Annotated in this window: 4 protein-coding genes; all 4 read left to right on the top strand. The window is 32.8% G+C overall.

Annotated features, from left to right (window positions below):
* Positions 1 to 79: 79 nt before the first annotated feature.
* The 4 genes from purL (at position 80) to J3359_RS01610 (ending at position 14,594) form a co-directional block, all read left to right on the top strand.
* Positions 80 to 3,769, top strand: coding sequence for a phosphoribosylformylglycinamidine synthase (purL, locus tag J3359_RS01625; RefSeq protein ID WP_208079016.1), 3,690 nt, complete (start codon positions 80 to 82; stop codon positions 3,767 to 3,769).
* A gap of 161 nt (positions 3,770 to 3,930) precedes the next feature.
* Entirely contained in the window at positions 3,931 to 5,955 is a 2,025-nt protein-coding gene (locus J3359_RS01620; protein WP_208079015.1) for a tetratricopeptide repeat-containing sensor histidine kinase, read from the top strand.
* A 3-nt stretch (positions 5,956 to 5,958) separates the two neighbouring features.
* Positions 5,959 to 6,588, top strand: a complete 630-nt coding sequence (locus J3359_RS01615; protein WP_208079014.1) for a response regulator transcription factor — start codon at positions 5,959 to 5,961, stop codon at positions 6,586 to 6,588.
* A 449-nt stretch (positions 6,589 to 7,037) separates the two neighbouring features.
* Positions 7,038 to 14,594 (top strand): FG-GAP-like repeat-containing protein, encoded by a 7,557-nt coding sequence (locus J3359_RS01610; RefSeq protein WP_208079013.1) that lies wholly within the window; start codon positions 7,038 to 7,040, stop codon positions 14,592 to 14,594.
* Positions 14,595 to 14,691 lie beyond the last annotated feature (97 nt).

The following is a 14,691-nucleotide window of genomic DNA, read 5'->3' as shown; positions in this document are numbered from 1 at the left end:
ATTGCGAGTTTTTTTATGCCTAAAATTAAATACAAAGAATTAAATTTGTGACTTACAATTTTTCATCAAAACTAAAATAATGATTCATTTCTTCGGAAACATACACAGTAAAGTATTCGCTGTTGAAACCACAAAAAAATTAGCTAAAAAAACAATAGATAAATTAATTTGGCTTTTTGGCAATCAACCAAAAATAGAAGAAACTTCTTTAGATACTTTTTTCGTGGGCCCAAGAGCCGCTATGATTACACCTTGGAGTACAAATGCTGTAGAAATTACCCAAAATATGGGAATTTCAGACATCCTTAGAATTGAAGAGTTTACAGCAGTTTCAGAAGATTTTACGGATTTCGACCCAATGATTTCAGAAAAATTTAAGGGTTTGAATCAAGATTCGTTTACCATCGACATACAACCAGAAGCTATTTTAAAAATTGAAGACATTGCAGCTTACAACAACCAAGAAGGCTTGTCTTTAAGTGATGAAGAAGTCGCATATTTAGAAAGTGTTGCCACAAAAATAGGAAGAAAATTAACAGATTCTGAAGTATTTGGTTTTAGCCAAGTAAACTCAGAACACTGCCGTCATAAAATATTTAACGGAACTTTCGTGATTGATGGCGAAGAAATGCCAACATCATTATTCAAATTGATTAAAGAAACTTCGAAGGAAAATCCGAATAGTATTGTTTCTGCATACAAAGACAATGTTGCTTTTATAAAAGGCCCAAAAGTGGAACAGTTTGCCCCAAAAACGGCAGAAAAACCAGATTTTTACCAAACAAAAGACTTCGATTCTGTAATTTCATTAAAAGCAGAAACACACAATTTCCCAACCACGGTTGAGCCTTTTAACGGAGCTGCAACAGGTTCTGGAGGAGAAATTAGAGATCGATTGGCTGGCGGAAAAGGTTCTTTACCTTTAGCAGGAACCGCAGTTTATATGACTTCTTATTCAAGATTAGAAGAAGACAGATATTGGGAACACAAATTCAAAGAAAGAAATTGGTTGTACCAAACTCCTATGGATATTTTAATAAAAGCATCTAATGGAGCATCCGATTTTGGAAATAAATTCGGGCAACCTTTAATTACAGGTTCTGTTTTAACTTTTGAACACGAAGAAAACACAGCATCCAGCGAAGCTAAATCCAGAAAATTAGGTTATGATAAAGTAATTATGCAAGCTGGCGGAATTGGGTATGGAAAAGCAGACCAAGCTTTAAAAGATACACCAAAAAAGGGCGATAAAATTGTAATTTTAGGTGGAGAAAACTACAGAATTGGAATGGGTGGTGCTGCAGTTTCTTCTGCAGATACTGGCGAGTTTGCATCAGGAATTGAGTTAAATGCAGTTCAAAGATCAAACCCAGAAATGCAAAAACGTGCTGCAAACGCAGTTCGTGGAATGGTAGAAAGCGAAGAAAATTTTATTGTTTCTATTCACGATCATGGAGCTGGAGGGCATTTAAATTGTTTAAGTGAATTAGTAGAAGATACAGGTGGAAAAATAGATGTAGATAAATTACCTGTTGGAGACCCAACATTATCTGCCAAAGAAATTATTGGTAACGAATCTCAAGAAAGAATGGGATTGGTAATTGCCGAAAAACATATAGATACTTTACAAAAAATTGCAGCACGTGAACGTTCGCCAATGTACACTGTTGGTAATGTTACTGGAAATAACCGTTTTACTTTCGAGTCTAAAACTACTGGAGAAAAACCAATGGATTTAGCGTTGGAAGACATGTTTGGTTCTTCTCCAAAAACAGTTTTAACAGACAAAAATGTTGTCAGAAATTATAAAAATCCGCGTTATAAAACGAAAAATTTAAAAATCTATTTAAAGCAAGTTTTACAGTTGGAGGCTGTAGCTTGTAAAGATTGGTTAACGAATAAAGTCGATAGATGTGTTGGTGGAAAAGTTGCCAAACAACAATGTGTGGGTCCGTTACAAATTCCCTTAAATAATGTGGGAGTGATGGCTTTAGATTATAATGGAAAAGAAGGAATTGCAACCACAATTGGGCACTCCCCTATTTCTGGATTAATTCACCCAGAAGCTGGAAGTAGAAATTCAATTACAGAAGCGTTAACCAACATTATTTGGGCACCTTTAAAAGATAATTTAAAAAGTGTTTCATTATCTGCAAACTGGATGTGGCCTTGTAAAAACGAAGGTGAAGACGCTCGTTTGTACAAAGCTGTAAAAGCGATTTCAGAGTTTTCTATTGATTTAGGAATCAATGTTCCCACTGGAAAAGATTCGCTTTCTATGAAGCAAAAATATCCTGATGGAGAAGTTATTTCTCCAGGAACCGTTATTATATCTGCTGCAGGAAATTGTACCGAAATTACCAAAGTTGTAGAACCTGTTTTACAAGTGGATGGTGGAAACATCTATTATATAAACATTTCGCAAGACGCATATAAATTAGGAGGAAGTTCTTTCAATCAAACTTTAAATGCCATTGGAAATGAAGCACCAGATGTTACAAATCCAAAATATTTAAAAACGGTTTTTAACACCATTCAGAAATTAATAAAGGATGATAAAATTGTTGCAGGACATGACATTGCTTCTGGCGGATTTATTACTACTTTATTAGAAATGTGTTTTGCTGATGTAAATTTAGGAGCCAATTTTAATCTTTCTGAATTAAATGAAGAAGATTCCATAAAGTTATTATTTGCTGAAAATGCGGGAATCGTTTTTCAAGCAGATGCCTCTGTGGAAGCTATTTTAGAAGAAAAAGGAATTGCAGTTTTCAATATAGGAACTGCAAACAATTCAGGAAAAGTAACCATTAAAAATAACGAAGAAACATTTGCTTTTGAGGTTGCTGAAATGAGAGATGTTTGGTATAAAACTTCTTATTTATTAGACCAAAAACAAACGGCTAACAATTTAGCTCAAGACAGATTTGATAATTATAAAAAACAACCTTTACAATATACTTTCCCAAAGAAATTTACTGGAAAACTCCCTGTAATTTCGGGCAAAACCAATAAATCTCGCCCAAAAGCAGCAATTATCCGTGAAAAAGGTTCAAATTCTGAACGTGAAATGGCAAATGCGATGTACTTAGCTGGTTTTGATGTAAAAGACGTTCACATGACCGATTTAATTTCTGGTCGTGAAACCTTAGAAGACATTCAGTTTATTGGTGCTGTTGGTGGTTTTTCTAATTCGGATGTTTTAGGTTCTGCAAAAGGTTGGGCTGGTGCTTTTAAATACAATGAAAAAGCAAATACGGCTTTACAAAATTTCTTTAAAAGAGAAGATACTTTGTCTATTGGTATTTGTAATGGTGCTCAATTATGGATGGAACTAGACTTGATAAATCCAGACCATAAAGTGCACGGAAAATTAGTACATAACAATTCTAAAAAACACGAAAGTTCTTTTACTTCTGTAAAAATTCAAGAAAATAATTCTGTAATGTTATCGAGTTTAGCAGGAACAGAATTAGGAGTTTGGATTTCTCATGGTGAAGGAAAATTCAGTTTACCAGAAGTTGAAGAAAACTATAACATTGTTGCAAAATATGGTTATGAAGGCTATCCAAACAACCCAAATGGCTCTGATTTTAACACTGCAATGATGACAGATAAAACTGGAAGACATTTAGTGACAATGCCACATATAGAGCGTTCTACATTCCAATGGAATTGGGCAAATTATCCTGCTGGTAGAAAAGATGAAGTTTCGCCTTGGTTAGAGGCTTTTGTGAATGCTAGAAAATGGGTGGAAGAAAACAGATAAATTATCATACTTAATTAAAAAAAACCTTAAAGATTTTAAAACCCTTTGAGGTTTTTTTTAATAAGTATGATTGATATAAATAAGTTAAAAAAATAAAACTAAAAATTTTTGAAAACTAAAATATAAAATTATTTTAATAAATTTGAAGAGAAAAAACTAAAATGAAATACTTATTATTCTTTTTTTTATTTTTTTTAGTTACAATATCTCAAGCACAGAATTCAGATATTAAAGCCAACGTTAAAGAATTAAAAAGAAAGATACAATCCGAAAAAAATAAAACAATAAAATTAAAGTTATTAGATAGCTTAACAGCAGAAGTTAGAAATAAAACCAACTTTGCTTACGATTCTATTGCAAAAATTACCATAAATTATGCAATAGAATTAGACTCTTTGGACATTGCAGCTTATAATGTCACAAATTTAATAAACTACTACAATAATTTTTTAGGAAAACCCAAAGCAGGTATAGAAATTTTCAACAAGTATTTTAATACCCTAAAAAATCATATTACCAATAGAAATTTAGCAAGTCTTTACATCGATTCTGGAGACAGTTACTATTTTTTAAAACAAGTAGATTCTGCCATATCGCGTTATAACAAAGCTAAAGAATTTGCAAAAAAAGCTGCAGACGAGCGCATTATGGGTTTTGCTTTATTATATAAAGGCTACGCTTATTCTGATGAAGGAAATTTTGTAAAAGCTTCGCAAACACTGCAAAAGGCTTTAAAAATATTTTATAAAGTTAAAGACACATTTAATATTATTGCTTCAAAAAACACATTAGCCATTTTATACAGTTCTAATGAATTTTTAGAAGAAGCAAAACAAGAACGTAGTGAAGCTATTTTTTTGGCTGAAAAAATGAAAAGCTATGGGCAACTTATTTCAATGTTTGTTAATGAAGCCAACGATAATAAAAAAGAAGGTTTAGAAAAAAAAAGAATTCATAATCTATACAAAGCTTTGGAGGCATCTAAAAAATCTAAATACATTAATTATTATAATCCTATTTTGTTAAATGCTTTGGTTATTGCTTATGCTGAAAATGACAGTATTAAAAAAGCAAAAAAATATGTAAAAGAATTAGAAAAAAATAAACAAAATACAGAAGGAATTTACGAAGCTGATTATTATAAAGCTTTAAAAAAAGTAGCTTTTTCCGAGAAAAAATATGTAAAAGCACAACAATTTGGTTTAAAACATCTTAAGCTCGTTAAAGCTTCAAATAAAATTAAAAGCATACAAAATGCGCAAGCTTTTTTAGCTAAAGTATTTGAAAAACTAAAAAAAACAGATTTGGCTTTTTCCTATTATAAAGCTTCTAAAAAAATTGAAGACTCTATACAATCTGTTCAAAAAACCAAATCTTTGGCGTATTACCAAACCCTTTACGAAACAGCCAAACGCGATCAAGAAATTAAAGAGCAAAACAATAAAATACATCTATTAAACGAACAAAACAAACGAAAAACGCAACTTATAGGATTTGGAGGTGTTGCTGCACTCGCTTTATTTAGTCTCATTTATCTATGGCGTACACGCAAATTTTCTATAGATAAAGCACGGCTTCAAAAAATATTTGCACAAGATTTAATTAGAAATATTGAAGCAGAAAAAAAGCGTATCTCAAGTGAACTTCACGATAGTGTTGGACAAAGTTTATTATTAATAAAAAACAAAATATTTTTAGATTCTAAAAAACAAACCGATACTAATTTAGTAGATAGTGCCATTGATGAAGTTCGTTCTATTTCACAACAATTACATCCATTTAAATTTGAAAAACTAGGGCTTATAAAATCCGTTAAAAATACAGTAAATAACTTTCAGAAAAACTCTCAAATATTCTATTCAGAAGATCTAGAAATAGACACTCTTAATATTTCTAAGGATAAAGAAATATTTATTTTCAGAATGATTCAAGAGTGTTTAAATAATGTAGAAAAACATTCACAAGCAAAAGCCTGTAATGTATCTGTAGAAAACAAAAAAGATTCCGTTATTTTTCAAATAAAAGATAATGGTATTGGTTTTGATGTAACCGAAAATAGCATGTTACTCAATAGCTTGGGTATGAAAACACTAAAAGAACGTGCTCAAATTATTGGTGCACAACTGTACATCAATTCTATAAAAGGCAAAGGAACAACCATTCAAATAAAAGTTTCAAAAAAATAATTTATGCCTACAACCATTGTTTTAGCAGACGATCATCCTTTATTATTAAATGGTAGTAAAGAATTTTTAGAAAAAAAGTGGTTTCATGTTATCGGTACAGCAACCAATGGAAATGAAGCCTATAACAAAATACTAAAATTGCGCCCTAACATTGCTATTTTAGATTTTGATATGCCAAAACTCAATGGCTTAGAGGTTGCTTTAGCTATTAAACGAAAAAAACTCCAAACTAAAGTAATATTATTAACCCTTCATAAACAAGAATCTCTTATAAATGAAGTTGGAAAAGCTATTTGTGGCTATATTACCAAAGATTGCGCAATGGAAGAACTTGAAAAATGTATTGAAACGATAAAAAAAGGAGACCACTACATAGGCTCGAAACTTAAAAACTCCATTCATTTTGACTATAAAAATCCAAATACTCAAAACCTTACCACTACAGAGTTAAAAATATTAAGTTATATAGATAAAAACCTAAACAGCGCACAAATTGCCGAAGAACTTTTTATATCCAAACGTACTGTAGAGAAACATCGTAGCAATATTATAAAAAAACTTCAATTAAATTCTAATAAACAAAATGCACTGTTTATTTGGTTAAAAAAACACCCCGAATTATTTAATACCTAAACCTGTGCGTATTTTTTTTCCTTTATTCTTTTATAGTTTTAAGCGTAAAAAAACGATAAGCGATTAACATGAATTCGATATCATAACTTTTAATTTTTACCGAGTTATTATTTTTGTAGGTAAAATAACTCATTTTTAGCCTCTTAAATTTATATTTCCTACCAATCTTAAAAACGTGAGTTCAATTTAAGAATTAACACAGAATTGTATTTTAATTTATTGATATACAAGTATTTATATTTATTATATCATTTCGAAGATAGGAGAAATCTCATAATTTATAACTACAATTTGTAAAATTCCTCTTCCTACGTTATCAGAATGATATTAATTACTAAAACATCGAACTCACGTTGTTTTAATTTAAAAGCTACGTAAGCCTACGTATGGTTTTTAAGAGATATCTCAAGTAATTTAGCTTTACAAAAAGAACATAAAATTTACCTTGCATGAAAAATTTAATACTTTTTATAGCATTGTCCTTTTCTTTAGGACTTACCGCTCAAAAGACCATTTATGTAAATGTTAATACCTCTGGTGGAAATAAAGATGGTACCTCTTGGGCAAATGCTTACACCAATTTGCAAAATGCCATTACAAATGCAAAAAGTGGCGACGAAATTTGGGTCGCTAAAGGGACTTACAAACCAACATCGGGTACAGACCAAACTATTTCTTTTGTAATACCAGAAGGCGTTAAACTCTTAGGAGGGTTTAATGGTACAGAAAAATTCGCAAATAAAAGCGATTGGAGACATAACAAAACTTTTTTAAGTGGCGATTTAAATGGTAACAATACTGCAGATGCAGGAGATAGCCACACCATTGTTCGTATGATAAAAAACAAAGCAACACTAAGTGGTTTTATTATAAGCTATTCGTTTGCAGATGGTGCAGAAAGCACACCTGCCTTTGTTGGAAGAACTGGAGGTGGAGTTTATAACGCTGGTAATAACCACATTACTAATTGTATATTTCAGCATAATACTGCACAAGGCAATGCAACCAATGGTGTTGGAGGGGCAATTGTTAATTTTTCAGGGAATTTAAGCGTTACCAATGCTTTATTTTACCAAAACACCGCTTCTGCAAATGGAGGGGCAATTTCTGTTGAAGGTGGTACAATTACTCTTACCAATGCCACCATTGCAGATAATACTGCAAATAAAGGTGGAGGCGTACATTTCTTTTACGGAAACCTTATAGCCATAAACTCCATTTTTACACAAAATACTGGAACTAACGGAAACATTAACAACGATGGAGGTCCTGGTACAGCAACAGTTTCTCATTCATTATTTTACAACACCACAACAGGAAACAATGGTAAAATACCCCCTAAGATTAAAGATAATGGAAACAATTTAGAAAACACAAACCCTATTTACAACAGTATAAAAAACATTAATGGCTATCAACTAACAAAAAGTTCACCTGCAGTAGGAAAAGGGGTTTATGAATATAAAACACCCCTTTTTACTCAAGTTACAGGTACAGGTACAGGGCTACCTAATGTTAATGCTGGATCCGTAGCTTTTGGAGATATTGACAATGATGGCGATTTAGATGTTCTAATTACTGGATATACAGGAAGCGTAGAAATTTCTAAAACCTATACCAACGATGGCAATGGAAACTATACAGAAAAACAAAGTTTAATAGGAGTTAGTGATAGTTCTGTAGCTTTTGGAGACATTGATAACGATGGCGATTTAGATATTTTACTTACTGGATATGCAGATGTTACAACAATTTCTAAAATTTACACCAACGATGGTAGTGGAAATTTTACCGAGACACAAAATTTAATAGGAATTGGCAATAGTTCCGTAGCTTTTGGAGATATCGACAACGATGGCGATTTAGATATTTTACTCACTGGAAGAGTCTCAGGAGGGTCAATAATTTCTAAAACCTATACCAACGATGGCAGTGGAAAATTTACTGGAAAACAAAGTTTAACAGCTGTAGATCAAGGTTCTGTTGCCTTTGGTGATATTGATAACGATGGTGATTTAGATATTTTACTTACTGGGGAAACAGGACTTGCCAAAATTTCTAAAATTTATACCAATAATGGTAACGGAATCTTTACCGAAAAACAAAGTCTTTCAGGAATTATTAGTTCTTCTCTAGCTTTTGGAGATATCGATAACGATGGCGATTTAGATATTTTGCTCTCTGGATCATTATCTAGTGGAAGAACTTCTAAAACTTATACCAACGATGGCAATGGGAACTTTACCGAAAAACAAAGTTTAATAGGCTGTTTTTATAGTTCCGTAGCTTTTGGAGATATGGATAACGATGGCGATTTAGATATTTTACTCACTGGAAGATCCTCAAGTGGAAAAATTTCGAAAACCTATTCCAATGATGGTAATGGTAACTTTACCGAAAAACAAAGTTTAATAGGGGTTGATCAAGGCTCTGTAGCTTTTGGTGACATCGATAACGATGGCGATTTAGATATTTTAATTACTGGATTTACCCATACTCCTACTTCTAAAATTACTACTAAAATCTATAAAAATAACAGCAGCACCCCTAACACAAAACCCACAGCACCAACCAACCTAACAGCCGTTATCAATAAAAACGATACAGCCACCTTGTCTTGGACTGCTAGTACAGATAACGAAACAAAAAGCACAGGCTTAAGCTACAATGTATATATTAAAGAAAACCCTGTAGGCACTTCTAAATTTTTAAAAAGCCCAATGGCTAACGAAAATAATGGTTGGCGTAAACTCCCTGCTTTAGGAAATGCACAACAAAATACAAGTTACAATTTCAAACTACCTGCCTCTTCTTGTGGTAAAACATTCAATTTTAAAGTACAAGCCATCGACCCTAATTTTGCAGGTTCTGCTTTTTCTTCGGAAAAGAGTTTTACTGTAAGTCCTAAAATTATTTATGTAAATGCCAGTGCAACAGGTAAAAATGATGGGACTTCTTGGGCAAATGCTTACACCCATTTACAAGATGCTCTGGCTAATAAAAAAATGTGTATTAATGAAATTTGGGTAGCAAAAGGGACTTATACCCCAGGAAATAAAAGAACCGATGCTTTTAACCCTACTGCAAATGTAAAGATATATGGAGGATTTAACGGAATAGAAACGACTTTAAACCAACGTAACTGGAAAGCAAACCCAACGATTCTTTCAGGAGAAATTGGTGCTGCAGGAAACACAGATAATAGCTACACTTTGTTAAGAATTAAAGACAAAAATAATATAACTATTGATGGGCTTATTTTTGAAAACGCCAATGCCAATGCCGATGTTGGTATTTTTGATGACCAATTAGGGGCTGGAATTTACAATTATAATTCAAATAATACGACCATTAATAATTGTATTTTTAGAAACAACAATGCCCTTTTAGGAACTGCCATATACCATCGTTCTGGAACAGGAACCAGTTATACCAATTGCTTGTTTTTTAACAATACTGCAGAAAAGTCAAACCCTGTTTTTGTAGATTATGGTAAGGTGTCATTCATTAATTGTAGTATGGTTAATAATACCCCAACCACCAAAGGAAAAGGAATTATTGGAAGTTATAAAGGAACAATAACCTTAACCAATTCTATTATTGCAGGGAATCATGTAATAACAAATAACCCGAATACCGAATTAATCGATTCAGGAAGTTTTACTGTTAATTATAGCTATTTAAAAGGTGAAAATCCAACTGGTACAAATAATATAAATGGTACAACCCTAACCGACCCTTTATTTGTAAATGTAGCTAACAACGATTTTAGTTTAAAAGCAACTTCACCATTAGTAGATGTTGGAAACAATACCGCTAACACACAAACCAAAGATTTAGCAGGTAATTCTCGTGTTTTTAAGACCAACATAGATTTGGGAGCATATGAGTATAAAGCACCCCTTTTTACAGAAGTTACAAGTACAGGGCTACCTAACGTTTATAGTGGATCCGTAGCTTTTGGAGATGTTGACAATGATGGCGATTTAGATGTTTTAATTACTGGAAAAACAGGAGGAGGTACAAGAATTTCGAAAACCTATACCAACGATGGCAATGGAAACTATACCGAAAAACAAAGTCTTGCAGGAATTGCTGGAAGTTCTGTTGCCTTTGGAGATATCGACAATGATGGCGATTTAGATATTTTACTCACTGGATATACAGGCAGTAAAAGAATTTCGAAAACCTACACCAACGATGGCAATGGAAACTATACCGAAAAACAAAGTCTTACAGGAATTACTGAAAGTTCTGTTGCTTTTGGAGATATCGACAACGATGGCGATGTAGATATTTTACTCTCTGGATTTTCAGGAAGTGGAGCAATTTCTAAAACCTATACCAACGATGGCAATGGAAACTTTACCGAAAAACAAAGTTTAATAGGAGTTTATTATAGCTCTGTTGCCTTGGGAGATATGGATAACGATGGCGATGTAGATATTTTACTCTCTGGATACACAGGAAGTGGAGCAATTTCTAAAACCTATACCAACGATGGCGATGGAAATTTTACCGAAAAACAAAGTCTTGCAGGAATTGCTAGAAGTTCTGTTGCCTTTGGAGACATCGACAACGATGGCGATTTAGATTTTGTACTCACTGAATATAGAGGTACAAGGATTACAAAAACCTATACCAACGATGGCAATGGAAACTTTACCGAAAAACAAAATTTAACAGGCGTTTATCGAGCTTCTGTTGCCTTTGGAGATATGGATAACGATGGCGATTTAGATATTTTACTCTCTGGACAATCCTCAAGTGGAAAGGTTTCTAAAACCTACACCAACGATGGCAATGGAAACTTTACCGAAACACAAAGTCTCACAGGAGTTGGTGATAGTTCTGTTGCCTTTGGAGACATCGACAACGATGGCGATTTAGATATTGTAATCACTGGATTTAGCCATACTCCTACTACTAAAATCTATAAAAATAATAGCAGCACCCCTAACACAAAACCCACAGCACCAACCAACCTAACAGCCGTTATCAATAAAAACGATACAGCCACCTTGTCTTGGACTGCCAGTACAGATAACGAAACAAAAAGCACAGGCTTAAGCTACAATGTATATATAAAAGAAACTCCTGTGGGCACTCCTAAATTTGTAAAAAGTCCAATGGCTAACGAAAATAATGGTTGGCGCAAACTCCCTGCTCTAGGAAATGCACAACAAAATACCCGTTATACTTTTAAGCTACCTAACGCTTATTGTGGTACAACACCCCATTTTACTTTTAAAGTACAAGCCATCGACCCTAATTTTACAGGTTCTGCTTTTTCTTCGGAAAAGAGTTTTTCTGTTAGTACTACTCCAAAAACCATTTATGTAAATGCCAGTGCAACAGGTAAAAATGATGGAACTTCTTGGGTAAATGCCTATAATAGCTTACAAGATGGGGTAAAAAATGCAGGGTTTTGTGGTGATGAAATTTGGATCGCCAAAGGGATTTACAAACCAGGAAATAACAGAACCGATGCTTTTACGCCTCCTGCAAATGTAAAGATATATGGAGGTTTTAACGGAACAGAAACGACTTTAAACCAACGTAACTGGAAAGCAAACCCAACGATTCTTTCAGGAGAAATTGGTGCTGCAGGAAATGCAGACAATAGCTACACTTTATTAAAAATTGAAGACAAAAATAAAATAACTATTGATGGCCTTATTTTTGAAAATGCTTTTGCAGACAATAAAAATAGTTTATCAGGCAGAACAGGAGCAGGAATTTATATTAATAAAGCAAGCAACATTACCATAGACCATGGTATTTTTAGAAATTTAACCGCTAAACCCACAGGAGCCAATGGCGTTGGAGCAGGCATTGTTGTCTATGAAAGTACAGCATCTGTAAAAGTAAACAATAGTTTGTTTTATAATAATACAGCCACCTATGGAGGTGCGATATCTGTAGAAAGAGGTGCACAATTAGATTTAGTGAATTGTACATTGGTAAACAATACAGCAACGAACACTGGTGGTGGTTTGCATAGTGGTAATTCAGCAAATGTAGTTAACATTACAAACAGTATTTTTAGCGGCAATAAAGGAACTGTAAAAAATGCCAATGGAGTTGGAATCACAATAAACAACAGTTATTTACAAGGAGAAAATCCAACTGGTACAAATAATATAAATGGTACAACCCTAACCGACCCTTTATTTGTAAATGTAGCTAACAACGATTTTAGTTTAAAAGCCAATTCACCATTAGTAGATGTTGGAAACAATACCTCAAATAAGAGCACCAAAGATTTAGCAGGAAATTCTCGTGTTTTTAATACCACCATAGATTTGGGAGCGTATGAGTATGATGCCCTTTTAAGCAATTGGACAGGCGCAACAAATTCCAATTGGAACGACGCTACAAACTGGTCGAATGGAATTCCTACTTTAAATTCAACAGGAGTTATAAAAAATGTCTCTAAGCTTCCGATTATCAATGTAAATGCGAAAGCAAAAGATATTGTTGTAGAAAATGGCGCAACACTTTCTATAAACGCTGGAAAAAGCCTTTCTGTGGAACGAAATTTAAGCAATTCAGGAAAAATTGTAATAAACTCGAATGCAACCAAAAGTGGCTCATTACTTGTAAAAGAAAATGCAACAGGAATATTAAATTACAATCGCTATGTAACCAATGATTGGCATTTGATTGGTGTTCCTGTTATGAATCAAAATATTTATGATTTTGTAGTTACCGATGCTGCAATTAATAAAATAATAAAGAATGATAGTGATACTAAATATGCGGTTGGTGTTTATGATAATACCAAAGATTCTAATAGGTGGACATATATTTTAACTAGAAATATTGGTAGTGCTGGCGATTTTAAAAATGGGACAGGATATGCTTTAAAACGCTTAGAACCTTTGCCTGCTTTAGGAGGAACGTATCAATTTGTAGGAAATATTGAAAATAACAATAAAACAATTAAACTTAAAGATGGTAGCGCAACCTCTGGAAATAGTTGGAACGCGTTAGGAAATCCATATCCAAGTTTTATAAACGCAAATAACAATGCAAATGCAGTAAACAATTTACTGACTTATAACGCTACTAGTTTGCAACCAACCAATACTGCAATTTATGTTTGGGAGGCATCTACAGCTAGCTACAAACCATTTAATAATACTTCTAAAGAGGCAAAATATATTGCACCTGGACAAGGATTTTTTGTAGCCGCAAAAACGGATGGTGTTGATTTTACTATTACCAAAGAAATGTTAAGTCATCAAAATGGAAGTAATTTATTCTATAAAACCTACAACACACATTCTAAAAAAAATAAGAACACTCGTTTTGAAGTGCTTTTAAAAATGACATCTGATACCCAAAATAAATCAACTGAAATAATCTATTTAAAAAATGCAACAAAAGGCTTAGATATTGGCTATGATGCAGGACTTTTTACAGGAGAAAATATTGATTTTTCAATTTATTCTCATCTGTTAGAGAATGGTAATGGAACTCCTTTTAGTTTACAATGCTTGCCAAATAAAGGTTATAATTCGATGGTTGTTCCTATTGGAGTTAATGCTAAAGCAAATAAAACGGTTGTTTTTAGTTTGGAAACAAAAAACATTCCAGAAGGATTGAATATCTATTTAGAAGATGTACAAAAAAATACTTTCACAAAACTAAATGATCATAATAATTACACCATAACTTTTAGCAAAGCACAAAAAGGTGTTGGTCGTTTTTTTATGCATACTACAAAAAATGTTTTATCTGTAGATAGGAACAACAAAACACTTAAAGCTTCTAAAATTTGGCTAAAAGATAAAAAGAGTTTAGAAATTTCAACTATTTCTTCCGAAGCAGCAACCATAAAATTATTTGATGTTTTAGGAAAACAAGTATTTAGCACAAGTGTTAAAGGAGCAACTAATTATACCATTAATTTACCTGAGCAGTTAAAAACAGCAGTATATATTGTAAAACTAAAAACTGCCAAAGGAATTAAAACGAAAAAAGTAATTGTGAGAAAGTAATTGTAAAACGACACCAATTCAGTTAAAAAAGAAAAATAAAGAGGGGGTAAATACTTGTTTTCAAAATTGAATTGGTGTTAATTATTCTGTATTAAAA

This window comes from Polaribacter cellanae (assembly GCF_017569185.1).
In the GTDB taxonomy this organism is placed as follows: domain Bacteria; phylum Bacteroidota; class Bacteroidia; order Flavobacteriales; family Flavobacteriaceae; genus Polaribacter; species Polaribacter cellanae.
The sequence above is the reverse complement of the archived record's forward strand: the minus strand, read 5'-3'. Positions and strand labels throughout refer to the sequence as shown.